The 26,505-nt window shown below is 45.8% G+C and carries 24 protein-coding genes; 18 read left to right on the top strand and 6 right to left on the bottom strand.

Annotated elements, in window-relative coordinates:
- Nucleotides 1-20 precede the first annotated feature (20 nt).
- From J1781_RS09065 to J1781_RS09055, 3 genes are read right to left on the bottom strand one after another with little or no spacing between them, the layout of a single operon-like run.
- Nucleotides 21-752, bottom strand: a complete 732-nt coding sequence (locus J1781_RS09065; protein WP_024359928.1) for an HAD family hydrolase — start codon at nucleotides 750-752, stop codon at nucleotides 21-23.
- Between the two features lie 4 nt (nucleotides 753-756).
- Nucleotides 757-1,332: a DJ-1/PfpI family protein gene (locus tag J1781_RS09060; protein ID WP_024359927.1), complete on the bottom strand. Its 576-nt coding sequence runs from the start codon at nucleotides 1,330-1,332 to the stop codon at nucleotides 757-759.
- A gap of 21 nt (nucleotides 1,333-1,353) precedes the next feature.
- The gene (locus tag J1781_RS09055; RefSeq protein ID WP_217233458.1) at nucleotides 1,354-2,073 is read right to left on the bottom strand and encodes a cupin domain-containing protein; all 720 of its coding nucleotides are present in this window, start codon (nucleotides 2,071-2,073) and stop codon (nucleotides 1,354-1,356) included.
- A 913-nt stretch (nucleotides 2,074-2,986) separates the two neighbouring features.
- Here J1781_RS09055 and J1781_RS09050 point away from each other — a divergent pair.
- The 14 genes from J1781_RS09050 to J1781_RS08985 all read left to right on the top strand — a co-directional run bounded on the left by J1781_RS09050 (nucleotide 2,987) and on the right by J1781_RS08985 (nucleotide 19,583).
- On the top strand, nucleotides 2,987-4,315 hold the full coding sequence (locus J1781_RS09050) for an NAD(P)/FAD-dependent oxidoreductase (RefSeq protein WP_217138376.1): 1,329 nt from the start codon (nucleotides 2,987-2,989) through the stop codon (nucleotides 4,313-4,315).
- A gap of 73 nt (nucleotides 4,316-4,388) precedes the next feature.
- A complete protein-coding gene (locus J1781_RS09045; RefSeq protein ID WP_049132097.1) occupies nucleotides 4,389-5,489 on the top strand; it encodes a mandelate racemase/muconate lactonizing enzyme family protein in 1,101 nt (366 codons plus the stop codon).
- 557 nt (nucleotides 5,490-6,046) lie between these two features.
- The gene (locus J1781_RS09040) at nucleotides 6,047-7,687 is read left to right on the top strand and encodes an FAD-dependent oxidoreductase (RefSeq protein WP_217138375.1); all 1,641 of its coding nucleotides are present in this window, start codon (nucleotides 6,047-6,049) and stop codon (nucleotides 7,685-7,687) included.
- Nucleotides 7,688-7,689: 2 nt separating this feature from the next.
- The gene (locus tag J1781_RS09035) at nucleotides 7,690-8,667 is read left to right on the top strand and encodes a D-cysteine desulfhydrase family protein (protein ID WP_217138374.1); all 978 of its coding nucleotides are present in this window, start codon (nucleotides 7,690-7,692) and stop codon (nucleotides 8,665-8,667) included.
- Between the two features lie 32 nt (nucleotides 8,668-8,699).
- Nucleotides 8,700-11,012 (top strand): molybdopterin-dependent oxidoreductase, encoded by a 2,313-nt coding sequence (locus J1781_RS09030; protein WP_217138373.1) that lies wholly within the window; start codon nucleotides 8,700-8,702, stop codon nucleotides 11,010-11,012.
- A gap of 80 nt (nucleotides 11,013-11,092) precedes the next feature.
- Nucleotides 11,093-11,929, top strand: coding sequence for a transporter substrate-binding domain-containing protein (locus J1781_RS09025; protein ID WP_217138372.1), 837 nt, complete (start codon nucleotides 11,093-11,095; stop codon nucleotides 11,927-11,929).
- Nucleotides 11,930-12,012: 83 nt separating this feature from the next.
- Nucleotides 12,013-12,789 (top strand): amino acid ABC transporter ATP-binding protein, encoded by a 777-nt coding sequence (locus J1781_RS09020; protein WP_049132101.1) that lies wholly within the window; start codon nucleotides 12,013-12,015, stop codon nucleotides 12,787-12,789.
- 9 nt (nucleotides 12,790-12,798) lie between these two features.
- Nucleotides 12,799-13,479 (top strand): amino acid ABC transporter permease, encoded by a 681-nt coding sequence (locus J1781_RS09015; RefSeq protein WP_049132102.1) that lies wholly within the window; start codon nucleotides 12,799-12,801, stop codon nucleotides 13,477-13,479.
- Nucleotides 13,479-14,144, top strand: coding sequence for an amino acid ABC transporter permease (locus tag J1781_RS09010; protein WP_217138371.1), 666 nt, complete (start codon nucleotides 13,479-13,481; stop codon nucleotides 14,142-14,144). Before J1781_RS09015 ends, J1781_RS09010 begins: the two co-directional genes overlap by 1 nt.
- Before the next feature lie 186 nt (nucleotides 14,145-14,330).
- The gene (locus tag J1781_RS09005; protein ID WP_158414308.1) at nucleotides 14,331-15,308 is read left to right on the top strand and encodes a LysR family transcriptional regulator; all 978 of its coding nucleotides are present in this window, start codon (nucleotides 14,331-14,333) and stop codon (nucleotides 15,306-15,308) included.
- A 302-nt stretch (nucleotides 15,309-15,610) separates the two neighbouring features.
- Complete coding sequence (locus tag J1781_RS09000; RefSeq protein ID WP_217138370.1) at nucleotides 15,611-17,434, top strand: molybdopterin-dependent oxidoreductase; 1,824 nt, start codon at nucleotides 15,611-15,613, stop codon at nucleotides 17,432-17,434.
- Between the two features lie 480 nt (nucleotides 17,435-17,914).
- The gene (locus tag J1781_RS08995; protein ID WP_015697011.1) at nucleotides 17,915-18,472 is read left to right on the top strand and encodes an OsmC family protein; all 558 of its coding nucleotides are present in this window, start codon (nucleotides 17,915-17,917) and stop codon (nucleotides 18,470-18,472) included.
- Between the two features lie 183 nt (nucleotides 18,473-18,655).
- A complete protein-coding gene (locus tag J1781_RS08990; protein WP_024359925.1) occupies nucleotides 18,656-19,225 on the top strand; it encodes a TetR/AcrR family transcriptional regulator in 570 nt (189 codons plus the stop codon).
- A 16-nt stretch (nucleotides 19,226-19,241) separates the two neighbouring features.
- The gene (locus tag J1781_RS08985) at nucleotides 19,242-19,583 is read left to right on the top strand and encodes a carboxymuconolactone decarboxylase family protein (protein WP_032693558.1); all 342 of its coding nucleotides are present in this window, start codon (nucleotides 19,242-19,244) and stop codon (nucleotides 19,581-19,583) included.
- A 127-nt stretch (nucleotides 19,584-19,710) separates the two neighbouring features.
- Here the strand turns inward: J1781_RS08985 and J1781_RS08980 are convergent, their stop codons facing one another.
- A complete protein-coding gene (locus J1781_RS08980) occupies nucleotides 19,711-20,613 on the bottom strand; it encodes a LysR substrate-binding domain-containing protein (RefSeq protein WP_032693559.1) in 903 nt (300 codons plus the stop codon).
- Nucleotides 20,614-20,755: 142 nt separating this feature from the next.
- On the opposite strand from J1781_RS08980, the gene J1781_RS08975 reads away from it, so the two are divergent.
- A complete protein-coding gene (locus J1781_RS08975) occupies nucleotides 20,756-22,069 on the top strand; it encodes a 6-phospho-beta-glucosidase (protein WP_049132104.1) in 1,314 nt (437 codons plus the stop codon).
- Nucleotides 22,070-22,184: 115 nt separating this feature from the next.
- Here the strand turns inward: J1781_RS08975 and J1781_RS08970 are convergent, their stop codons facing one another.
- Nucleotides 22,185-22,514, bottom strand: a complete 330-nt coding sequence (locus tag J1781_RS08970) for a thioredoxin family protein (protein ID WP_094898028.1) — start codon at nucleotides 22,512-22,514, stop codon at nucleotides 22,185-22,187.
- 288 nt (nucleotides 22,515-22,802) lie between these two features.
- Here J1781_RS08970 and J1781_RS08965 point away from each other — a divergent pair, with 288 nt between their 5' ends.
- Complete coding sequence (locus J1781_RS08965) at nucleotides 22,803-23,648, top strand: helix-turn-helix transcriptional regulator (protein WP_049089937.1); 846 nt, start codon at nucleotides 22,803-22,805, stop codon at nucleotides 23,646-23,648.
- Here the strand turns inward: J1781_RS08965 and J1781_RS08960 are convergent.
- Entirely contained in the window at nucleotides 23,632-24,195 is a 564-nt protein-coding gene (locus J1781_RS08960) for a YbhB/YbcL family Raf kinase inhibitor-like protein (RefSeq protein ID WP_032693561.1), read from the bottom strand. The two genes, J1781_RS08965 and J1781_RS08960, sit on opposite strands and share 17 nt — an antisense overlap.
- A gap of 368 nt (nucleotides 24,196-24,563) precedes the next feature.
- Here J1781_RS08960 and J1781_RS08955 point away from each other — a divergent pair, with 368 nt between their 5' ends.
- Complete coding sequence (locus J1781_RS08955) at nucleotides 24,564-25,670, top strand: alkene reductase (RefSeq protein WP_029669914.1); 1,107 nt, start codon at nucleotides 24,564-24,566, stop codon at nucleotides 25,668-25,670.
- A gap of 81 nt (nucleotides 25,671-25,751) precedes the next feature.
- Nucleotides 25,752-26,453, top strand: a complete 702-nt coding sequence (locus J1781_RS08950; protein WP_032693563.1) for a DsbA family oxidoreductase — start codon at nucleotides 25,752-25,754, stop codon at nucleotides 26,451-26,453.
- Nucleotides 26,454-26,505 lie beyond the last annotated feature (52 nt).

Genomic DNA, 26,505 nt, shown 5'->3' with positions numbered 1-26,505 from the left:
AAAATTGAAATAATATTGCGTTAAGAGGGTTTCTTGACTAATTTCAAGAGATCCTCGGTATCTAATTCATTAATTCCTTTTTGAAGTGCCATTAATTTATGCTCAGGGATGTTGTATCCCCAATTAGCCCAAAATGATTGAATGCCATGATCTAATGCATCAATAACATTTTGGATATTGTCATCAATAAATAGAATATCCTCGTTTTTATCGAAGGCTATTGATTTTAGCAAGGTAAGAGTCTTGTTTTTGTCAGTCATCCTTCCATATATTTTATTCGCGGGTATGTTTAAACCATATTTACTTAGAATGTATAATATAGACTCTTCATCCTTTCCTGATACAATATAGATATCATTAGCTGTTTCAAATAAATTTGAAACATCCAATAGCGGACGGTGTAGTTCAGCCCAAAAATCAGGGTAGAGACTTCTTGCCAGCTTCCTATAATGGATGAACTTATCCCTGAATATTTTCTTATCTTCAGTTGGAATTGATTCATATATAGCAGTGAATCTGTCATTATCTATAGCTTCATTACCAAATTCAGTGAATGAGGCAATAAAGTGACCGTCATGGCGTACAAAATTCCTTAATTTCCTGAATCGTTTAGCCATCAGGCGTGGGATGTTTTGAAGTACATCTTGGTTAAAATCACTGAGAGGTCTGTCATGTAATACATTCCATGTAATTAGCATGCATTCGTCTACTCCATCAACCACGACCCCGTCGAAATCCATTGCTATTAACATCGAATTATACCACCAGCGGTTCTTTAAGAGTTTCGCCGCGCTTCCATCTATCTATTGCATCGAATGTCTGACGCATAAATTTTCCACATTCAGCATAATAGGAGCAAGTTATGATATTCCCGTCGACAACTACATCTGCTTCAATTACATTGGCGCCGGAATTAACCATATCGTCTTTCAGACCAACATAAGCGCAGGTGAGTTTGTCTCTTAGAATACCGGCAGAAATCATAATCCAGGGACCATGGCAGAGCCCAGCCACAACTTTCCCCTGTATTACCATCTGCTTTAGAAAATCTTTAACTCTCTGATCTTGGCGAACTCTATCAGGCGCTTCATGACCGCCAGTGAGAATAACAGCATCAAAATCAGTGGCGTTGAGTTGATCAAAATTAATATTGTCTTTGGATCTTTTATCCATAGGAACAGTGATGCCATATTTCCCTGTCACTGCACTTCCATCCTTTGTTGCAATAGATATATCGTATCCTTCCTCTTTAGAACGATAGTAAGTATAAACTACATCGTGATCCTGAAAACCTGGACCAGTGATTATCACTACTCGTGTCGGATTAGACATGTTATTTTCCTTCTTATTGCGTTACGGGAAGTTAATTAAAAATACATTCTGACCACAGTACATTTCTGAGATGGCATCTTTAGCTCGTAGGATATGAATCTTTCCCATTAGATGGCTTTTTACATCTAATGAAATAAAAATAAAATCATCCTCGTCATTCAACATTTTTCTATCAAGATTTTTGACGGAAAAGTATGCTAATTTGTGTAGGTCATGTTCTCTGATCAATGTGCCTGCAGCTATCTGTTGCAAAGGAGGTAAAAGATCATGTTCCTGTGATTTCTTTTCATATGCCATATTTTGCCGGCCATAATTATCTTTAAGTCTGAGTAAGTCGAATTTGTTTCTTGGATTTTCAACTTCGATTAATTCGATGCCTGATTTTCCCGAAATAGTCTGATGGAATACACCTTTTGCAATATATATGCTGTCCCCAGATTTTAACGCCTGATGTGTACCATCAAGAAATCTGGTCTCGCCATCACCATGTAGGCATATAAGGACGGTGTCTTTGAGTATATGACAATGCATTGAAGTGGATTGATTCTTTGATATATGAAGGCGCCATACATCAAAAATAGAATCACAATAAACTCTATACTCATATCCCCATGGTTTTTCTATGAATCCATTGAGATGTAAGTCTTTCTCAAATGACTCACCATTATTTGAAGTTGAAAGTAGGATTTTGTTTATTTCAAGCAAGTCATATACATTTGGAGTCCGGTTGTGGATTTCCATATGGTCGCTCCCCCGCTAATTGAATTGCTGAATGTTGATTTCACTTCGGTCAATCGTTCTGTGATTTCAGTCTATAACGGTTATTTAGTACGAGAGAAATAACTTTTATGAGGATTACCTATATTGTTTCTTTTGATCAGTCCTTCATACTCAATAACTACTGAAAACTATGCTTCTATACTTGGGTACTGTTAGAGATGCTAGATTCTGTGCCGTCAGGAGGTCATAGCTCACAAGCGATTAAGATGCTTAGCAATATGCCGAACTCGGACGGCAGCACGATACAGCTCATGATATATGTATCCGATGTTTACCAGAGGCCGCTTTGTTTGAATCCGTAAGGACAGGCTGCAGGTCAGTTCAGTAAACCAGCCTGTCTCCATCAGTAACATGCATGCCGAACCCAGGGATATTGTGGAGGCCGATACCAGCTGAGTGGTGATTGTCCTATGCGCAAAAGCTGAAGATGTCGCAAGAGTCTATCATGAGATCGAGAAAACGAAATCGCGGATAAGTGCATTGAACAATGAAGGTACCAGAGCGAATCCGGAAAATCTGACGCGCCATTATGCCAGCTCAATGCAAGGTGCTTAAAGGATTTTCCTAGAGAGTGGGTCGTTCGTTCTGCGCCAATAGCATACGTATGCCATCACGTTGCTGCCGGTCGTAAGCCAGATAAACATCGGAATAAGCACTTAAGGCACCCGAGCGTGAAAAGATAGAAGCCCGTTTACTAAGCGTGCTGACCCCAAGTCATCTTGAAATTTATAGAATCCTTTTCATCGATGTGAATTGATGCGCGAGACACACTAATGTCGTGCGTCTGGACTGATTTATTAATCCTTCATTTCATGGTTTTTATAGATAGGTCTGCTCATCTTAATTTATAAAAAATTCTCACCTGGGAGTAAGGATGTCGATTTTTTCAGGTTTACTTAATGCACAGCGAAGCCATTTTGCCGGAAAGGAGAATGCCCTTGCCTCGTCAATGTGGTTTGCTACTGCGGGTGAGTCCGTGGTAACTAAGCCATTAAATAGCAGCGCAAATGTCGATGTATTGGTGATAGGGGGAGGGATCAATGGTCTGACGGCAATGCTACAGCTTACAAAACTCGGCGTTGATGCAATGTTGATCGAGGCCGGTGAGTTTGGGGAAGGCGCATCTGGTCGAAATGCGGGGATGGTGAATCCAGGGCAATTTCTTGGCCCCGATGAGATAAGAGCAATATTAGGCGTCGAGTATGGCGATATCTTTGTTGATGAGCTCAGCAAAGGACCTGATTTGGTCAAAGAAATCCTTATCGAACATGATATTAATTGTTATGCAGATTTTCGTCCGGTCATCCGCGCAGCGCATGATACTAAAACTGCTCAAATGCTTCATCGTCAGGTTAAGCTTTGGTCTGATTTAGGCCAGCCTGTAGAGATTCTTGAAGGGAATAAACTCTTTGAAATTACGGGCTCACAGCGTTGGAAAACAGCCTTAATGGACTATAGGGGGTTTACTATTCAACCGTTGGCTTACGTTCGAGGATTAGCTAATGCTGTACTCAGAAAGGGGGGGCAACTTTACCAAAATGTTCGTGCCACCTCCCTTAGCAGAGAGGGGGCTGATTGGATTGTTTCTACTGTAGAGGGACATCCTATCCGAGCTAAAAAAGTCATTATGGCTACAAACGCTTACACAGGTTCTTTACATCCCGCATTTGCGCAAGCCCTTGTCACCTGTGGTGCATTTGGGGTTGCCACTTGTCCTTTGGACAAAAAGTTGCGAGGCCTCATTTTACCCTCAGGCCACTCTCTCTACGATACTCACAAGATACCGCTTTTTTTGCGTTATGACCCCGAGGGGCGATTGATGATTGGTTCACTGGGCAATCTTTCTGACGACAGTAGACGTTCGATAGAAGCTTGGGGGAAGCGGGTTTTGAAACGCCTGTGGCCTCAACTTCCCGCACCACAATGGAGCCATGTTTGGCAGGGGACAATTGGGTTGACGAATCATCATCTTCCCAGATTGTTATCACCAGAAGACGGATTAATTGGAACGATAGGATGTAATGGTCGCGGTATAGCAGCAAATAGTTACTTTGGCCGAATGGTGGCGGATATAACAATGGGGCGAAAGGTGGCTCGCCCACTTCCTATTGAAAAGCAGGCACCAAGAGCATTCAAAGGCCCTCAGCAGGATGGGTTAGATCTTGCCATGCGCCTTTACCGTAATACTTTCCTTCTTGACTGATTTTTTGGGTATGGGGAAGAAATGTGCATTATTTATTATACCGTTATCAATAAAAGACCCGGAGGTAAATAAAATGAAAATCGTCAGAATTTCAGGCTTTGCGGTTAAGTATACAGTGCGTAATGGTGGATTTCGTCTGTCTGGAGGGCGAAAGTTTACTGAGTTCCCAAGTCTGATACTCCGAATTGATACTGATGAAGGGATCAGCGGGTGGGGGGAACATGCTTCCTCGGCTCAATATATGGTGGCATTGCATTCAGGTGCAATTGGCGCACTTTCCGAAATAGGTCCTGAACTGATCGGAGCCGATCCGCGCCAGCTTAAAGTTATCCATAACATCATGGATAGAGCGGTAAAAGGTCACCAGTATGCGAAAACAGCGGTCGATATAGCTTGCTGGGATATTGCTGGAAAGGCTGCGGGGTTGCCTATTGCTGACCTCCTTGGCGGGATACAGCAGAAAGAATTCCCAATGCTCAAAATGGCAGTAATGGATGAACCTGAAATTATGGCTGCCAGTTGCCTTAAATTAGCCGATGAAGGGTTCCGTACGGTACAAATCAAGATTGGTAATGATTGGCGCGCTGATGTTGAACGTGTAGAAGCCTGTCTGGAAGTTGCTCCAAAACTAGATCGTCTGGTTGTGGATGCAAACGCTAATTATATGCCACATGAAGCACTTTCTCTTTTAAATGCATTAGGGCCTAGGGATTTTATTCTCGAACAACCTTGCCGAACATTAGAGGATAATTTATCAGTGCGCCGCCGCATCACTCAGCCAATGGTGCTGGATGAATCTTTGGACAGCATTGATGCGGTATTCCGCGCACACAAGGAGGATGGATTTGATTTAGCAATGCTTAAACTTAGTCGATTTGGCGGGATACTCCCCTTAAGTCTGGTGCGCGATTGTTGTGTTGCCTGGAATCGACCTGTGACAATCGAAGATATGGCAGGAGGCGGTATTATTGCGGCAGCGTCAGCGCATCTTGCTGCGAGTACACCAGCGAGTCATTTGGCAGCTGGCTCATTCTGTACTGCCTACGTCGAGCAGACCTATACGCTGGGCGACTGGCCACAAGGGGCTATCGGACGACTCCCTTCTGATAATCCTGGGCTTGGTATTGATGTCGACTTAGAGGCGCTGGGAGAGCCAATATTTATTTACGAATAATTAATCCAGGTTCCAAATAGAGAGATGAGTCATCGCGAGATACTCAGCCGCTAATCCTTGGTAAGACAGGCTAATCACCTGATTGTCTTCAGGTGATGGTGCTTATTTCAAAAAGATAACGGTATTGGATGGCGTTTAAAATGCAACGTATCCTATTTTGGTCTTGTGATGAGATTATTTTTTATATAAGTAAATATGATGACAGGCGAGTAAGGGTTGACTATTGAATCTCTACTCACCCACCTTTTCTTATGTTTATGCATAACGTACATAATAATAACTTATGCCATTACGCTTTTTAAAATTAATCTTTAAGGATGCAGTAAGGTTAAAGTGGCCTTTACGCTAATAATACCGTGAGGTTTGTTTTATTAGTGCGCCATACGCATTAGTGCCGTGCTTGTTTTTGAATATCTAACTCAACGTAAAAATGTAATATTTGAGCTCAGGAGTTATTAACTAGGCAGCAATATGTGCTTATTTAAATGCTCATATTACTAATTGAAAGGCACCCCATAATACAAAGTAATTAAAATTCACATTTCGAGGAACAAACGATGAGGCCAGTGAAAACTACCGGTGAGGATTACGATGTCATTGTGGTTGGGTCCGGTGCCGCAGGGATGACCGGGGCACTCGCACTGGCTGTGGCTGGTCTTAAAGTGGTTGTTTTAGAGAAAAGCCATTTTGTCGGTGGCACCAGTGCAATGTCTGGCGCTGATACCTGGGTAGCAGCTAACCATATTGCTAAGGCTGAAGGCGTTCAGGACAGCCCGGAAGAAGCGCTGGCTTATATTGAAAATGCACTGGAGAGTGAAGGTTCATCACGCTTTCGGGATCATTGGAAGGCTCTTTGTGACAATGGGGGGGCTATGCTTCAAATGGTGATGAATAATTCGCCGCTTGATTTCAGATTGACTCCCGCCCCGGACCCTATTGATGTTAAAGGTGCCAAAGCATATGGGCGAAATCTCTCGCCTATGGTTCTCCCGCGTCGTCTTGCCGGGCCTTACGCCAGGAGAATTCGGCCTTCAACTTTACCTCATCTTTTTACCTTTCAGGAGATGTTTACTCCAAATCCATGGTCCAGGCCGTTCTATACAATCTGGAAAATGTGGCCTGAATTAGCTCGCAGATTACTGACTGGCCAAAGAGGGCAAGGCTCAGCGCTTATGACTGGTTTGATAGCAGGGTTTATTGCAAAAGGTGGAGAACTGCGCACCGAACAAAATATAGCCGAACTTTTGACACAAGAGGGGGCGGTGGTCGGTGTGCGGTTGAGTGATGGAAAAGAAATCAATGCCCAACATGGCGTATTAATAGCCAGTGGTGGATTTGAATGGGACCCAAAACGGTATAAGAAGCATTTTGCAGGCAAGACTGATTGGCTATGTACACCTGATTCCAATACCGGCGGCGGACTTACACTTGCAGAAAAGGTGGGCGCTGCATTGGATCAGATGACTGAAGCCAACGTACATCCTGCTTTACCCGTTCGCTATGAAGGGCGAGCGCATGGTATGCCAGTAGCATGGCATGTAGGGCCTAGCGGCATAATCGTCAATGCTTATGCCAAGCGTTTTGTGAGTGAATATGACTACAACTTAGGCGCTGTACTTAATCAGCGAGACCAAAGTGGCAATCCTCTTCATTTACCCGCCTGGGTAATCTGCGATCGGCCCTTTATCTATAGGAATTTGCCATTCGCATGGTATGCATTTCGTGCAAAAGGATGGATTCGAAAAGCGCCAACACTGTCGGCTTTAGCAAAAAAAATTGGTCTCGATCCGAAAGCGCTTGAAGATACTGTTGATACTTTTAACCACTATTGCAAACAAAATTTTGATCCTGATTTTCACCGAGGCGAGGCGCTCTGGGAGCGCATGCGTTCGGGGAACTGGAAAGCTGGCGAAAAAAACTTGTCGCTCGGAGGAATTGGCAAAGGGCCTTATTACGCAATGCCGATTAATCGCTCAATCCTTGGCACAAAAGGTGGCTCATTAACCAACGCAAAAGGACAGGTCCTTTCAACCACCGGTGATGTTATTCAGGGGCTTTATGCGGCAGGTAATGTGATGGCCAATCCAATTGGAAGTCGTGCCATAAGTGCTGGCACGACAATTGGACCGCACATGACGATGGGCTACGTATGTGCACAATCGATTATTTCTAAAACACTTTCTTATATAAAGGAATAAAGATGCATATCTTCGAAAACACAGACGGTTATAGCAGAGTGTCGCTCGCACAGTTCCCGACTCCTTTGCAGCGACTCGACAGACTATCTGAACATCTGCGGCATGAGATTTGGATGAAAAGAGATGACCTGACGGGCTTTGCCGGAGGAGGTAACAAAGTTCGTAAACTCGAATTTCTTATGGCTGAAGCATTGAAGCAAAAAGCTACGGCGGTAATCACTGTTGGCGCATTGCAATCAAATCACGCGCGCCAAACTGCCGCCGCTGCCGCTCGTCTGGGATTGGCATGCACTTTAGTTCTGGCTGAAGCCGTTGCTGGCCGAACAGATGCCTATGCCAATGGGGGGAATCTTACGCTGGACCGCCTGGTGGGTGCTGTCATAAAACGCGTACCTGCGGGGGAAGATGTGAACACTGCGGTTAATCAGGCTATTACAGACTTAGAAGCTCAGGGACATAAGGTTTATGTCGTTCCTCTGGGCGGCTCAAATATTATTGGTGCTCTCGGCTATGCAGTTGCCGGACGGGAGATTGAAGATCAAGCGCGGGCAGTTGGTCTTATAAATCCAACAATCATTACCGGGTCAGGATCTGCAGGTACTCAGGCGGGACTTATTTTAGGAACGGATATGCCGGTTCTGGGAATATCCGTTGCTGCAAACGAATCAGACTTGAAGTTAAAAATTTCCCAGATAGTAAATGAAGGCAGTGAATTAGCACAATTTCCAAATGCTGATAAAAAAGAGATAAATGTTGATGATCGCTTTGTGGGGGCAGGGTATGGGCAGCCCTCTGAAGAGATGAAAGAAGCTGTGGAATTGGTTGCCCGGCTTGAAGGTATATTCCTTGACCCTGTCTACAGCGGAAAAGCAATGGCAGGCCTTATTCATCGAGTTCAATCGGGTGAGTGCTCGGGGCCAATTATATTCTTGCATACCGGGGGAATGCCGGCGCTATTTGCTTACGATGACGTTTTTTGACCCTCCCTTATTATCTGCTTTGGGTAATTTATATGACTGATATTCGTAGAGTTTCACATTGTAGTCATTGGGGAGCTTACACAATCCTTGTTGAAGGAGGGAGGATCATTGGTGTAGAGCCTTCAAAAGACGATCCAAACCCCTCACCGATTATTCATTCTATAAAAGAATGGGCAAAAACGGATCGTCGCGTACTCACCCCTATGGTTCGCAAAGGCTGGCTGGAAAATAAGAACAAAGAGACCCGCGGGCAAGAGGAATTTGTTCCGATTAGCTGGAACGAGGCTATCCGGCTCGTTGCAGGTGAGATCCAACGCGTAAAATCAGAATTTGGTAACGAAGCCATCTTTGCTGGCTCATACGGTTGGGCAAGCAGTGGCCGATTTCACCATTCGTCCACAATGCTCAAGAGAATGTTAAATCTTGTGGGTGGGTATACAGGACATGTTGATACCTATTCTTATGCAGCGGGCCCGGTCATATTACGTCATGTTCTGGGGGATACCGATGCTCTGGTTGGCAAAGGCACAACCTTTGATACAGTAGCCGAGCATAGTCAGACGCTGCTTGCTTTTGGCTCGTTAAGTCCTCGCACTGCTCAGAATGAAGCAGGAGGTTCTGCCAGGCATTCCTTTGAAACAAGTCTTCGAGAAATCACCGCGGCCGGCGTTAAGATCATTCACATTTCTCCTTTACGTGATGATATTCCTGCTTCGGCAGGCGCAGATTGGTGGCCGGTCAGGCCTAATACAGATACTGCATTGTTGCTTGCACTCTCCTGCGAAGTAGTGAAGCTAGGTCGGCATGATGCTGCATTTTTGCGTACTCACTGTAGCGGAAGTGAAGAGTTTTTAGCTTATCTTTCCGGAGATAAGGATGGAGTTGAAAAGAATGCAGCGTGGGCTGCTGAAATCACTGAACTCAATGCGGACTGGATACTAAAGCTCGCGGATCGAATTTCGACAACACGTACCATGATTGCTATGAGCTGGAGCCTTCAGCGCGCTCATCATGGTGAGCAACCTTATTGGGCGGCAATTGCTCTTGCAGCGATTTGTGGTCAGATCGGTTTGCCCGGCGGCGGAGTAGGATTTGGCTATGCATCGCTCGGTGGAGTTGGAGGGCCGGTAACGGTTGGGAAAAACCCGGCAATTTCGGCAGGCAAAAATCCTATAAATACTTTCATTCCCTGCGCGCGAATTACAGACCTTCTGCTCAAACCCGGTGAAACATTCACTTATGAGGGTAATACTCATCGTTATCCAGACACTCGTCTCGTCTATTGGGCTGGTGGTAACCCGTTTCACCATCACCAAGATCTCAATCGGTTAACTGAAGCCTTTCGTCGCCCAGAAACTATCATCGTACAAGACCCCTATTTTACGGCGACTGCACTCCATGCCGATATCATTCTTCCAGCGACCACTTCAATTGAACGCAACGACTTAGCAGCGAACACTCGAAGTGACAAAATAATTGCTATGCAACAGGCAATCCCTCCAGTTGGACTTTCGAGGTCCGATTACGACATTTTTTCAGATATTGCGGAGCATCTTGGCGTACGTGGATCCTTTACTGAAGGACGAACGGAGATGGAGTGGTTGCGATATCTATATGAGGATGCCCGGGCAGTAAACCGTAACGAACACGCCTTCGACATGCCTGAGTTTGAGACATTCTGGCTTGAAGGCTCTACACCTACGCCTGTGAAAACACATGGGGTACACCTGCAGGCGTTTCGAAGTGATCCCAGCGGTAATCCTCTCATGACAGAGTCAAAAAAGATTGTACTGACGAGTCGGCTTCTCAGCTCTTTACAATATGAGGATTGTGCAGCTCATCCTACCTGGATTGAACCTGAAGAATGGCTGGGTTCAGAAGCTGTAGGAGAGAGGCTTCATATGATTTCCAATCAACCAGAGGGGCGTTTACATAGTCAATTAGAAACTGGGGAGGCAAGTTTGTCTCATAAACGTAAGGGGCGTGAAATAGCAAGGATTTCACCTAAAGATGCCCTGCGTTTCAAGCTTTCTCAAGATAGCACTGTGAAGGTTTGGAATAGCCGGGGTGCGTGTTTGGTAACCCTTTGTGTTGATGATGCAGTGCGCCCCGGCGTTTTGGTTCTTCCAACAGGAGCATGGCTGACACAGACCGAACAGGGAAATATTGATATCGCAGGTAATCCTAATGTGCTCACTTTGGATATACCTGCTTCAATGTTTAGTCAAGGATGCGCAGCCCATACCTGTTTAGTATCCGTTGAATTAACAGCTTGTCCAGAAAAAGACGCCATCAGTGAATACAAAGCGAGAATGGATCTACTTGGCATAGGGACTTCTATTTAGGTACGCCACTCGGTGGAAGAGATTAAAAAAATCAAACGCAAAATTCGCCGGAACCTCGGCCAAAATTAAGGGGTAATAACATGAAATTTCTAGAGTTCAAGTCAAAGTTTTTCTCCATGATTGTAGCAGCGTGCGTTTTTCTAAGCACAATGTCATTTGCAACACAGACCCTGGCGAGTGATTACTGGGAAGGTGTAAAGCAACGTGGAGAGCTTCGTTGTGCGGCAGCCATTGCTGCGCCTTATGTTATGAAAAATCCAAAAACAGGTGAGTATGGTGGGGCCTATTTAGACTTGTGTAAGGAGTTTGCAGACGTACTGGGAGTTAAGGTGGTATTCGTTGATACAACGTGGGATAACATCGTAGCGGGTCTTCAGTCCGGCAAATGGGATCTGGCGCCTGCGTTAAACCTTACGCCACAGCGCGCTCTGGCTATCAGTTTCAGTGGACCGGCCGGTTACGATGCAATGACTTTCCTTTACAGAACCGATTCTGAAAAAGTTGGTCATCCTACTCCTGATTTGAAGACCTTAGACGTTCCTGGAATGAGAATAGGCGTGGTGGCAGGGACCGCTCAAGACAAAGCGGTGACTCAACGCTTTAAAAGTGCACAAGTGGTTCGCCTTCCACAACTCGCTTCACTCCAGTTAGCCATTCTTTCAGGTCAGGTTGACGTAGGTGGTTTCCCTTACGATGGTGGAGTTCTCGCCCAGAAAACGCAAGGTGATCACCTGACTTTGCTAAACCCTAAGCCAGCACTCATTAAACAAGCCATTGGTTTTGGGTTGCCGCGGAGTATGGAACCCCGTGATATTGCGGTATTTAATATCTTCCTTGAAGAGAAAGTCGCCTTAGGTGAGGTTGATGATTCGATGATTCATTATGGTCAGATAATGTTGGGTAAGGCTGACTGGTAATAAAATACCTACAAAATCATTGTCGTTTAATCAATTAAGTAAGAAGGCAAGTGTTATTACCTTGCCTTCTTAAGGATAATAAAATGCATACACCTGTATTATCTGTTCGCAATTTACGAAAACAATACTCCCCGACCGTGAAAGTCTTGTCTGGATTATCATTTGATATGAAAGCAGGGGAAAGAATAGTCGTTATCGGTCCCTCTGGTGGTGGGAAAAGCACGCTGCTTCGCTGCGTTATGGGATTGGAAAAAATCGATGCTGGTATTATTGAAATTGAAGGGCAACGTTATATTGAAGTCAACGCTGTGCATGGCAAAGAAAATTATATTGATAAACGTCTGCGTGAAAATGTGGGAATGGTCTTCCAACATTATACATTGTTTCCGCATCTCTCTGTTATTGGTAACCTTATATTATCGCCAGTCAAAGTACGAGGTGAGAGTAGGAGTAAAGCCACTGAACGAGCCATGAAGATGTTGACATTACTTGGATTGTCCGAGAAGGCACATGCATCGCCCGCAATGTTGTCCGGCGGACAGAAGCAACGAGTAGCGATAGCACGCGCTCTGTTGTTAGACCCTAAAATGATGCTCTTTGATGAAGTAACTTCAGCACTTGATCCTGAGCTTGTTGTAGAAGTTGAAAACCTCATGTTGGATTTGGCTTCTCAAAATATGTCTATGATACTCGTAACTCATGATATGTGGTTTGCAAAGCGCATTGCTACACGCGTTATTTTTTGCGCTGATGGCGTTATTGTAGAAGATGGTTCACCTGAGCAGGTTTTTGAAAACCCCAGCAACCAACGAACTCGAGAATTCCTTAAGAAAATAATGCACGTCGAAAAAATTGCATAGGAAAGTAAAATGGGAAGCTATGTTCTTAATTTTGATTTCGTTTTTGACAACCTGGGTATTCTGCTGCAGGGGATAGTGATAACATTGAAGCTAACTGCCATTTCTGGCTTCATTGGGATCGTTGTAGGTTTTTTCGTTTCATTGTTAGCCATGAGCCCATATAAATTTATTCGTTGGCCAACTATTGCCTATATAGAAATTTTTCGATGTACACCAGCTTTAGTACAATTAGTCTGGATATTTTATTGTGTACCCATTTTCTTAGGTATATATATTGATCCCATTCCAATGGCTATCCTGGCATTAAGCCTCAACATTGCCGCTTACAATGCAGAAGCTTACCGTGCAGCAATTCAGGCAATCCCCTCATCACACCATGACGCATCTATTGCTTTGGGGTTAACAAAACGTGTTTACACGCTGTATGTTGTCTTCCCTCAGGCATTTATTACTGCCATACCAGTACTCATGACGAATATGATCGGATTACTGCAACAGTCTGCACTTGTGGCCATTGTAGGTATTGCCGACCTTATGTATCAGGCTAAAAACTTGGCAACGTCAAGCTATCGGCCTATTGAAGTGTTCACGGTCGCTGCTGTAATATATTTTATGTTATCAATCCCGTTTTCACTATTGGTTACACACCTTGAAAAGGTTCTAAACCGCCGAATCAGAGGGCGTTCTTGATGCAATATACTCTTGACTTTAGCTCCTTGTTACAATATTCGGATGCCCTTTGGACGGGTTTACGTATTACACTAATCTATACAGCACTTAGTTTAATAATCGGCATTATTGTCGGCTTTCTGGCGAGTTTAGGTCGCACATCAACGAATCTATTAGTCCGAGGTGTCACCACCATCTATGTGGAGATATTTCGTGATACGCCCGTCTTATTACAATTATTTTGGTTTTTCTTTTGCTTGCCTATCATACTGGGACTGGATATTGGCAACGCAATTTCTGTTGTGATTTCGTTGTCACTCTATATGGGCGCTTTGTGTTGTGAAACATTTAGATCTGCGCAACGATCAATTGGCTCAGAACAGTTTGATGCATGCATAGCGCTTGGCCTTTCTGCCAGAGTCAAAATACTTTATGTCATTTTGCCCCAGACTATCTTGCGCTCAGTACCTAATTTATTATCCAATGCAGTGACAATCTTTAAAGAAAGCTCACTTGTTTCTACTGTAGGCATGACAGATTTGATTTTCCAAAGCCAGTTTATTGCCGACAGTACTTCCAGACCAATCGAGGTTTTAACCGTTGCTGCAGGAATATATTTTGTTATTGCGTTTACAACTACGCGTATTGCGACTTACCTGGAAAAAAGGCTAATCAGTTCACTGTGAGATATTTTTAAATTCTTTACAATGTAGAGAGACGTAGTCTCTCTGAACTCTCTCTCAAAAAAATATGATATGCTACACTTTAGAATCAAAGAGTACCGATTAAGTATAGATGTCTCCCGTTCACCGTTAGCGATTTATCGATAATTGTCGTATCAGTGATTAAAATTATTAATGAATGAGGGATTAGTGAATACTTTCAGAGCTGATAATCTTAAAAATAAGATCTCAAATCGCTTAGATCCTGAACTCTTGGGGTTGATAATGGCCTTTCTTGCTGTCGTTGAGACCGGCAGTTTTGCTGCAGCGGCTAAAATTTTAAGGCAAACCCCCTCGACAATTAGCAGAAAAGTCATACGATTAGAAGAGAGTTTAGGTGTGCGGTTGCTAAACAGAACAACACGTAGTGTTGTAATAACGGAAATTGGTGCAATTTATTTGCGTTACTGTCAGTCGATTAATGAGTTGTTAAATTCTGCCGAAGCTGAAGTAACGTCCATGACCCGATCTCCACAGGGGCTCTTAAGGATATCAATGCCCGTGGCGTTTGGTCAGCGTTATATTACCTCGCTTCTTGCCGATTTTCTGGAGCTTTATCCTAAAGTGGAAATTGAAGCAGCGTATAACGACCGTTATGTGCAAATGGTTGAAGAGAATATAGATCTCTCGATAAGGATTGGGGATTTACCGGATAGCTCGTTGGTCGCACGCAAGATAATGTCCAATCAGCGCTTGTTAGTTGCCTCGCCTCAATATATTAAAAAGTTTGGGGCACCTCAAATTCCGTCAGACCTTTCTCGCTATGATTGTATACGTTATACAAGATATCGTTCCGCTGGCAATATTTGGAAATTTATCCATGAAGGTGATGAAAGAGTTGAGCACTCAGTTACTGTAAATGGTTCGTTTCGTTGTGACGATTCTGCTGCGGTTCTTAACTATGTTTTGTCTGACGCTGGTGTCGGTATTGTCGCCGATTACCTTTGTTATGATGCATTAGTGCAAAATAAATTAGTACATTTGATGCCTGAGTGGCGCGTACTACCAGCATCAGGCATTTATTTATGCTGGCCATCAACACGTTTGTTGATGCCAAAAGTGAGATACCTCATTGATTACCTAGTCGCTCATCTTCAACACTTATCCTTTACGCCCATAAAACATTAGGCACTGCCATTACCTCTCAATTAGTCGGTAGGTAAGGTTGTTCACTAAACAAGACGGTATACCAATGTTAATTATGATAATTACATACTCCTAACGCGTTATTTCCTTGCAGCATGCAAGGTTTTACTAAGGTAATTAGTGCGCTGTGTGCATCACACTCATGTTCAGATTGAACTGTAAATTAACATATTAATTTGTGTACACTATTACTGATCGTAAAGCACTTAAATCGCCTTTTTACCAGCGCTGGTAAATCGTTCGATCCAAAACATCATTATTATTGCCATATCAAAAGAGAGAAAATGGATATTCAACCTGAAAAAATAAAAATTGCAGGACCCGCAATAAGGGAAGGTTGGTTGCGAGGTAATCCTGGCAAAAATAATGGAAGTCGGGGTAGTGATGTTTTTGTTAAGGTCGAATGGAGCATCGTGTTTGATCTCATCGAAAGGGAAATTGAAAGGATCAAATCTTTGGGTAATTCGGTGGAAATTGCTTTTAATGCAAGCTTTACAGGATTACAGTGGCAAAATTTCCCCCATCAAATCCTCAATATCATTAACTCTTCGAAAGTAGGGATATCCCCAAAAAAGTATGCATCTACTCCAAAGGTATTCGGATTATTATCGAATCTAATCGGTTTTGACAATGCCTTGCTTTTATTGATGAAACCTATTGGTGGTAATGCGAATTTTGATTTTATTTTTAATGTGGGTATGCGCAACAACGACTCTATAAAAAACACATCACATCCACACCTGTTACAGTTTTTAAAAGCTATTCCTTTTGTTGATGCTGCACCGGTCAATGTTTTAGAGGGAAGCCAAGTATGGCTACCGCTTCGACCCGCAACTGAGTCATCACTTCTGTTAGCTCTTTGTACAGAGCTTATAAAGATTGCAGCTTCTGAATGGCGCCCCGAAAAGAGTTTGGTTAATTATTTGTGTGAAGGACATGATGGGCAAGCCTTCGATGCCACATGGGCTGAAGGCGTTTGTGGCATTGATGCTTTAATTATCAAGCAACTTGCTCTACGCCTGGCAACATCACGTGTTTTGATTAATATAGGTAATTCAGCGTCAGAGTCATCTTCTGGAGAGCAGACCTGCCGTTCCGCGCTATTATTGGCTTCTCTACTGAATAAATTTTCTCCTTGCTCAGCTTACCTCCGATTCGGAATGTTTGATAAACCAATTCAAACATCGTTGCTCAAAAATGAAGTTAGTTCAAGGTTAGATATTTTTAAGGCTACAAAAGCCGAGACGAGTCTGACACAATCTAGAATGGCGATATACTCGAATATTGATGTTTTGAAAATTCATCCTGATATCAATCATTTTTTACAGCAATGGAAAAGTTTGGATACGATTATCGTGGCGGCTGAAAATTGGTCTGTGACGTCCAGGCATGCTGATATCGTTATACCGCTCATGGTTAATTCTGGGGAAATTAACTCATACATAGGTCTCTCTGATCAAAATTTTCATATTCAAGATTTGTTTGATATATCACAAGAACCTGATTACAGTTTTGGTTTGTTTTACTCACATGAGATAAGCCCTGTTGAAAAAACTCATTCTTATCGTGAAAAATTATTGGGCATTAGAGATATTTCAACGAATAATGCGTTTCCTATGTGGGACCCAGGAATAGAATGGCTGGGTTCTCCACTTTCTCGTCGTTACTCACTACATCTTATAAAAAGTATGCGGGGTAAAACATCATTGACTGGCCGTGCCTTTTTATGGATGCATCCGAATGATGCATTGCAAAGAGGGCTATTTGAAAGTGATATAGTAAGAATATGGAACGATCGTGGTGCATGTTTAGCTGAACTAAAACTATGTTCTCATCGGCGTCCTCAAACCGTGGAGTTTCTGCCTGCCGAAGAGTTTGAACCTATTGCAGCAGGCGTACCTGGTTCTCTCGATATTGCAGGGGTTATTCAAATACTTTTACATGATGATCCGGAAGGCTATATAGGATGGGATTGCCTTGTTGAAATAGAGGCATGGCGAAATGCTGCTCCCCCTCTCCGTAATACATCCGAGCCTCGTTTCGCCATTGAGAAACTGTCTCTGTCCTTAAATAATTCTAATAAAATCATAAAATCCAAAAAATCGTAAGGGTGGGTTATAAACAAGGGGCTCGCGTTGCGGCGCCTCAGTTAAAAATTCGACCTGACCTGATCAAAAATCCGGCCCCATTCAGAAACGAGAATCCGGCGTGATATTAACTTCCCTGAGCGGAGGTTTTGCCGATGAAAAAGTCACGATTTACTGAAGAGCAGATTATCTTTGCACTCAAGCGGGCAGGGATTTTCAGGCCCGCTACGATGCCAGTTAAAACAGGTCAGCTTGTGCGGTCTCAACTCGTTCCTGTACTGTTATGTTGCAGCAGACGACAACGCACTGTGAGATCACTGCATGCCGTCTCCACTATGGTTATCGTAACGTTTACGTCCCTGTTTGTAGCTCTATCTTAAGAAGTTGCCCCGCCATAGTGGTAGACAACACCTCAATCTTAAAGTAATCTACCATCTAGTAGGTTGATTGCGTTTAGCACCAGCCTTATCTTTGAGATCACTCGACACTTCAGGAGTTGTCATGACTAATTCAAAAAAACCTTTTGCTGACGCTAATGTTATTCGCGGTACACGAGAAGCTATTCGCCAGCAGCCAGAGCTGGGCAATCTCACCTTTAACATGAAGAGTAAATCCAACGGTGGGGTATCCGTCCGTGTGGAAACTCATGCGACTATTCAGAACGGCCAGGTTGATACCCGTCGCTCCGGAAAATTTGCTAATGTTGGCGATGAACCTGCTGATTTATCGGGTACTGATAGCGGTATGGGCCCGGCTGAGTACATTTTGCAGGCACTTGCCGGCTGTTATACCGCGACTCTGACTGTGATGGCGGCAGAAAAGGGCATTGAGCTTGATGGTATTGAACTTGACCTGAACTTCGACATTAATCTGAACGGTTTCCTGGGTCTTGACGAAAAAGTTCGCAACGGGGCGAAAGCGATCCGTGTTGGCGTTAAGCTCTCCAGTCCGACCGCCAGCCGTGAACAGCTTGATGAAATGGTTCGTGCACTGCCAGAAAGCTCGCCGATCCACGATACGTTGGCGAACCCGGTCAATATTGATACTCGGTTGGTGTAGGTAAAGCTCAGAGAGGGAAATGCCTGAACACTGTCATTTCCCTACTGCCTGATGGCTATTAACTCCGACCAAAACGCGTTATCAGAGAAGGTTAAATTACTGTTGTGAACTGATGTCCCCTTGCAGGGAACAACAGGCGCAGATAATATCTACCAACTAGTAGATTATAATTGTGAGGATTATATGTCAGTCATGACACGAGAAAGGCTTCTGAATGAAGCGGACCATCTGATGCGCGAACGGGGTTACTCTGCATTCAGCTATGCTGATTTGTCAAAGAGCATTGGTATCACTAAGGCCAGTATTCATCACCACTTCCCAACCAAAGACGTTTTAGGCGAACAAGTGGTGATTCAGGCCCATACCGATACCAAAAACCGATTTGAACAGATTGAAGCGACGGAGAATACGGTTGCGCAGATGCTTACCGCCTACGTAGAGCTTTTCATCGAAAGCTATCGCACGTCGCGTATGCCGCTGTGCTGTGCTTTGTCTTCGGAAATGGCCAATCTGCCACCGAATATCAGAGTACAGGCGACCGAATATTTCGATATGCAGATTGCCTGGTTGACCAAGATTGTCAGCCGTGGTGTTGATGCAGGGGAGCTGACTGCTGACCTGCTGCCATCAAAAATGGCTCTGCTTATTTTGAATTTATGCGAGGGCGCTAGCGTTGTTTCCCGGGCGATTAATAAGCCTGAGCTTTTCAACGATACGCTTGAACAGATCCTAATGATTGTTAAAAGAAAATAATTCTGGAGATGACCCCATGTTAGATTGGAATGAATACCGCTCAGAAGTGATGCAACGTGTTGGTGATCTGGGTAAGTTGACCCCGGAAACACTAAAAGGCGTCATGGCTTTGGGCAACGCCGGCAATAAGACCAACCTCCTGGGCGCGAAAGTGCGTGAACTGATTGCACTGGCTTGTGCGGTGACGACTCGCTGTGATGGTTGCATCGCCGTCCATGCCGAAGCTGCCGTTAAAGCTGGCGCCACAGAAGAAGAAATTGCTGAAGCCCTGGGTGTGGCAATCAACCTGAATGCAGGCGCTGCCGTTGTCTATTCCGCACGTACGCTGGATGCGATTAAGCAACTGAAAGCGCAATAGTTATCGCGTTGAAAATATAAAAGGGCATGACTGCCCTTTTTTCACTTCTGACATACATTTTCATCATGCTCTCTGGCATTAGGTCTGATATGGCTTACATTGCCCTTTATCAGAACGAAAACAGACTTTATTCCTCGTTAAACACATTTCTTACCCATTCGGCCAAAGCCTGAACGCCCGGTCGGTTAAGGTTTTCTCGTGGCATAATGAGGTCATATCCTCGCCCGGCGGGTATTTCTATTTCAAAAGGGGCAATCAGTCGGCCCTCATCGAGGTAATGTCGAATGAGTCGTTTTCTGCCCATGATGATACCGCCGCCATTGAGTGCCGCTTCAATAGACATCTGACAATTGTTGAAGCTCAAAAAATTATCTTCAACAGGCAGGTTTTTGCCAGACTCCCTGCACCATTCTCGCCATTCGGAAAAAACATTCTGGGAGTCAACGGATTCAGACGTATGAATGAATGGGACTTCAGCTAACCAATGGTTTGCTTGCCTGATTTTTTTTGCAAGAGATGGAATACAGACGGGAACCAGCGTCTCTTCAGATAACCGTTCGCAGTAGAGATCGGGGTATTTCAGATTACTGTAGTAGATAGCGACATCTACTCGTTCGAGATTAAAATCTACCAGACCGGCTCTCACTCTGAAATTGATATTCAGCCCCGGCCACCGTTCGGTAAATACCGGTAAGCGCGGCATCAGCCAGAGAAAAGCGAAGGTAGGTGGAAGGCCGACAGACAAGGTTCCTCTCAGCCCCTGCACGCGAATATCTTCTATTTCATCACTGATGCGTTTAAGTGAAAACGCGAGTACGCCAAGTAAACGCTCCCCTTCATCGGTCAACTGAAGCTTTCTGGTCATTCTAATAAACAGTCTGAATCCGAGCATGGATTCAAGAGAACGAATGCGTTGGCTAACGGCCCCTTGCGTCAGATTGAGAGTAGTCGCCGCCTTAGTAAAGCTCATATGCAGTGCTGCCGTTTCAAACGTATGCAATAGTGCCAGTATGTTCTGTTGAGCGAGCATTCATCATTTTCCTTCTTAATTTTCTCTTATGCATTATTTACAGTAATGCATACCCCGGAATTGATCGTTTGTCCACTAAGCCCCTTGTCCTCTTTAATTGGCCCAACAGACGTCCTGACAACAACGATGAGGGGAATATCTAATGAAGGGTCTTAAGTTAGTGGTTATTGGAGCGGGTTCAAGCTACACACCTGAACTGATGGAAGGCATTATCAAGCGTCAAAATGAATTTCCGATCCGCGAGTTATGGCTGGTTGATATTGAGGATGGCCGTGAAAAAATGGCGATTATCGCGGGCCTCACCCGACGGATGCTGGAAAAAAATGGGCTGGATATACCGGTTTATGAAACCCTTGACCGCACAGAAGCACTGCTCGGTGCCGATTTTGTTTGTTCTCAGTTCAGGGCCGGCTGCCTGGACGCACGGATCAGCGACGAAAGGATATCGCTGAAATACGACATGATCGGTCAGGAGACCAATGGTCTGGGTGGATTTGCCAATGCATGCCGCACTATCCCGATTGCATTGGCTATAGCGAAAGAAATGGAACAACTGTGCCCGGATGCCTGGTTGCTGAACTTCACCAACCCGTCGGGAATGGTCACTGAAGCGATACTGAAACACAGCACAGTCAAAACCGTAGGGCTGTGCAACGTGCCTGTTATTATGCAAAAGGGTATTGCCAGTGCTTTAGGTGTCAGCGATATCAATGAATTTATCATGCAGGTCGCGGGACTTAATCACTTCATTTTTGCGCGCCATATTTATCATGAGGGTAAGGATAAGCTTCCTCAGGTCATTGAGCTGATTTCAGAGGGGAATGATCCGTTGGTGCCTAAAAATATTCCTCCTTTCAAATGGCCGGATCGGTTGTTGGCGAATATGGGAATGATACCTTGCCCCTACCTGCGTTATTACTACATGAGCGACGACATGTACCGTCAGGAGCTTGGCGAAGCACAAGGGGAAGGGACTCGTGGTGAGATCGTAAAGGAGCTCGAAAGAGAACTATTCGAAATTTATCGAAACCCGGAACTCGCCGAGAAACCGAAAGCGCTGGAAGGTCGGGGAGGGCAGTACTATTCGGATGCGGCATGTGAATTGATGAGCGCAATATATAACGACAAACGCATCATCATGCATGTCAATACGCGAAACGATGGTGCGATTGCGGGCCTGCCGGATGACTGTGCGGTTGAGGTCAGTTCAATGATCACCCGTTCTGGACCGATACCACTGAATGTCGAACCTTTCCCGGAAGATGTACTTCGTCTGATTCAACTGATGAAAAGCTTTGAGCAATTGACCATTGAGGCAGCCATCAGTGGTAATCGGTATACGGCATGGCGCGCTTTGGTTATTAATCCCTTGGTCAAAAGCGGCCAACTGCTTGAAAATGCATTGGATGAAGTGATCGAATATAACAAAGCGTTGATGCCGGCCTTCCAACGCTAAGCAGACTGGTCGGTTATTTTATAACAAAGCGGTTATCACTCTGAGCGAGGGGTAACCGCTTGCCGATGAGGCATCAGACCGCTAAGAGACTTTTTTAAACATAGATAAAATGGCATTACTGCCCTTTTTTCAGCTCTGACAATGCTTGCTGATAAAACCCTGCCGATTTAACACCCGGTATACGCTGGACCAACTGCCCATCCTTGAACATCAGTACGGACGGCAGTCCCCAAATTTCATATTTGGTGGTCAGTACCGGTGCCAGATCCACATTCACTTTGCCGACTTTGACGTCGCTTTCAATCTGCTCGGCAAAATGGTTAAAAATGTCTTCGCTCATCTGGCAAGGTGGGCACCAGGGGGCAGAGAAGCGCACCACCGCAACCCCTTCATGCCTCTCGATTTCTCTAAAATTATCTTCATTGTAAAGGGGTAATTCACGCATCATTCACTCCTGCAGGATGTAACTTGATAGTAATTCTACCTACTAGTTGGTTTGTTTAATTAACATAAAAAGCTATCATCGATAGAAAGGTGCTTAAGCGAAGATAATGCCATGTTTTATCAATGGATAAGCGTCATCTTATGTGGACGGCGTGCTGAGGATTATGATATTTCACTCCATCTGAATGAGAAAACTGACGTATTGTAAAATCGGGATTACTTTATAAAAAAGCAAGCCCATCCATAAAGTGTCGGCCTACAGGGCAGGCCTATTCCTTTTCGTAAGGCGATGATGGAAAGAACATTATCCAGTCGTATTAATGTGGGGAGTACAGCGCATGTGCTGCATACGCAGCCCCTGATGATGCGCCATATCACTATAGATGAACCCACAATCATCCTGGTCCGCCATGGCAGGAAAATAATCCGCTGGGCGCAAGAGGAGATAACGCTGGAAGCGGGGGACGCGGTGGTCATCGGGGAGGGGCACTCTTTTGATATCATCAATACACCATCACCTTTAACGGGTACGTACGAAGCATCATGGCTGAGTTTTTGTGCTGATTTCGTCCAAAACTACTGCTTCATGCATGCCCCACGTATGAGCATGAACGAAGCAAATAAAATGGCAGAGCCAGGCAACAGTTTTCGCCAGGCCTTTTATCACACTGCGGAGGCCATTACAGATACTGAAAACATCCCTGAAAGTATCGTGGCCAGGCGTATGGAAGAGATGCTGAGTTGGCTGGATGAATACCGAATTTTCTTCGCGCTGAAACAACATACCGGACTGGCGATAAAAATCCGCAAACTCGTTGCAGCAGACATATCACAAGACTGGAATACTGCGCAGGTGGCGGCTGAATTGGGTATGTCGGCCACCACCCTGAGACGCCATCTGCATGCCGAAAATACGTCATTCACCCATCTGGTGACTGACATTCGCATGTGCCGCGCCCTGACACTTTTGCAGGTGACCGATCTTTCAGTCACCCGCATATCCCTGGAAGTCGGCTATGAAAATCCGTCTAAGTTCGCCGCCAGATTTCGAACTCGCTTCGGATTCAGCCCCAGCCTGGTCCGGGTTTCCGGCCAGGCTATCGGCAACCTGGCTGCGGTTAGCGGCCCTGCGTAATCTGAAGATGCGCTTCGCCCAGTGAGTTCGCTTTTGCCATAAAGCCGACCAGGGCGGGCGTCGAGTCCGCCGTTATTCCCGGCAGTTTGTCGACACGAAGTGCCGTCAGCGTGATCTCATAACGGTGCGTTTCGCCCTTCGGCGGGCAAGGGCCGCCATAACCCGGGATACCGAAATCAGTCCGGGTCTGAAGAGCCCCTTGCGGGAGATTTTTGTTATCCGCCGTTATCCCGGCCGGTAACGAGTGAAGAGATGAGGGAATATTCACCACCTGCCAGTGGATCCAACCGAGGCCTGTCGGCGCATCCCTATCATAAATTTTGAGAGCGAAGCTTTGAGTTCCTGCCGGCGCGCCACTCCAGTTAAAAGAGGGGGCAAGGTTTCCACCGCTGCACCCAAATCCATAAGGTGAACTCAGGGTCTGAGCTGCGGGGAAACGGTTTTTTTCAAGCTCATGACTTGTCAGCGTAAAACTGGCTGAAAAAGCGACCTGGCTCGACAACGCCAGGCATAATGTACTGATAACAGTAAGGTGAAGTTTGGACATTTACTCTTCTCCATCGGGGTGATTAATATCCCAATGATAAGGGGAGAGAAAGACTCCTCGCCGCCCTGAACCGGCCAGTCTTAGCTCCATAACGCCCAATAATGATATTTGTAATTCCCTGATTTCACAGGATGACGACCATCTCACCGATGGGAGCTCACCTTACACAGCATTCCCTGTGCCTGTCTCCGGTGACAAAAGGACAGCATGATTTGTTCTTTTACCTATTGACCAATCAACTAGTAGGTAGGTATAGTGCAGCCATACGCTTAACCGGCATCAGGAAGCGATCGTCAGCTCCCCGGCCCGCTAAGTATTAACTCCGGCCCCAGCGGGGCTTTTCTCACTTTCGCCTTGCGAGGTATACGATGAGTAAGTTGTTCACCCCCTACAATCTGTCAGGCATGCAGTTAAAAAACCGCGTGGTCATGGCCCCGATGACCCGCACCCGCACAATGAACGACGTGCCGGATGACGTCGTTGCACTTTACTACGCCCAGCGCGCCTCTGCGGGGCTGCTTATCACCGAAGGCATGCCTGTTTCTGAAGAAGGGCGCGGCTATCTGTATACCCCGGGGATCTACAACGCTGCACACGTTCAGGGCTGGCGCAAAGTGACCGATGCGGTACATGCGAAGGGCGGCCGTATTTTTGCTCAGTTGTGGCATGTGGGCCGGATGTCTCATACCTCAATTCAGCCGGGCAACATCGCGCCAGTTTCCGCCGGTACCGTACAAGCGGTTAACACCACCGTCTTTGCACTGACCGAGTCTGGCGAACCGGGACCTGTCGTTCCAAGCCAGCCGCGTGCACTGGAAACCGCAGAAGTTCGACGCGTTACCGCTGACTTTGTCCATTCAGCGCGTCTGGCAATGGAGGCCGGGTTTGACGGCGTGGAAATCATGGCGGCGAACGGCTTCATTTTCGACCAGTTCCTCAGCAGTGAACTGAACCCTCGCACTGATGAATACGGTGGCTCTGTGGAAAACCGTCAGCGGTTCCTGCTGGAAACGGTTGATGCCATCTCTGCGGCTATTGGTAGCAATAAGGTGGGCTTGCGCATTTCACCGTTCGGGCGGATTTACGACCTGGCGCCTTATGAAGGTGAAGAAGAGATTTGGGCCAGTATCGCTGCGGCCCTCGGCCAACGTGAGCTGGCTTATGTGCACCTCTATTATCAACCTGTTTATACCCAGGCACCGGTACCTGCCGGTTTCAAAGCCGCGTTCCGTAAAACTCTGGGGGGCACCGTTATTGCCGCCGGCGGCTTCACCCGCGAGATTGCCGAAACCGCACTTGAGGCAGACGAACTGGATCTTGTTGCGTTTGGCGTGCCGTACATCGCCAACCCTGATCTGGTCGAAAGAATGCAGAACGGCTGGCCGCTGGCTGAAAGCGATCGCACGACGTATTACGGCGTGACGGGGTCGCCGGAAAAAGGCTACACCGATTATCCCGCCTGGGAAGCCAACTAACGCCACGTAGCTGGTGGTATTTGCGGTGCTCACATAAAGAGGCACCGCCAGACGACATTAATGGGGTATTCAGGAGCCAATATGCAAACCCTTAAGCCGATTATTACGATAGATATCTGGTCAGATCTGGTCTGCCCCTGGTGTTGGATTGCCAAAAAGCGTTTCGAACAGGGCCTTGCCGCCTTTGAACACAAGGAACAGGTCGTGGTCCGCCACCACAGTTTCCGTATTTCCGGCGACCGGCCTGCCGTGCCGTTCCGCAAAGCCCTTTACAAGAAGTTTGGCGGGGAACATGGGGCGGAACTGATGATGAATCAGGTGGGCACGGCCGGGAAGGCAGAAGGGCTCCAGTATAACTTTGACACCATGCTCTTTGGCGATACCGAAGATGCCCATACGCTGCTCGCGGCTGCACGTCACGCCAATATGGGCGACGCCATGGCAGAACGGTTTTATCGGGCCAGTGTGACTGAGGGGCGTTCCATTTTCGATCCGCAGGAGCTCATTGCGTTAGCTACAGAAGTGGGCATGTCCAGAGCCGACGCTGAAAGTGCCCTTGCCAATGAGGCCTTCCGTGCATCGGTGGCTGAAGATGAAGCCCATGCCCGGTCGATCGGGGTCAGCGGTGTCCCGCTGTTCCTGCTCAATGAAAAATATGCCATCAGCGGCGCGCAATCTGCGGACAACTTCCTGAACGCGTTGAAGCAAGTCTGGGAAGAAAAAGCGGCCGAATTGGCAAAAACCGACGGCCAGACCTGCGGCGCTGACGGTTGCAGCATCTGAAACCTGAACGAGCCGGCTGCATGACTGCCGGCAAATCTACCCTGCAAATAAC

The organism is Rahnella perminowiae, assembly GCF_019049695.1.
Taxonomy (GTDB): Bacteria; Pseudomonadota; Gammaproteobacteria; order Enterobacterales; family Enterobacteriaceae; genus Rahnella; species Rahnella perminowiae.
The sequence above is the reverse complement of the archived record's forward strand: the minus strand, read 5'-3'. Positions and strand labels throughout refer to the sequence as shown.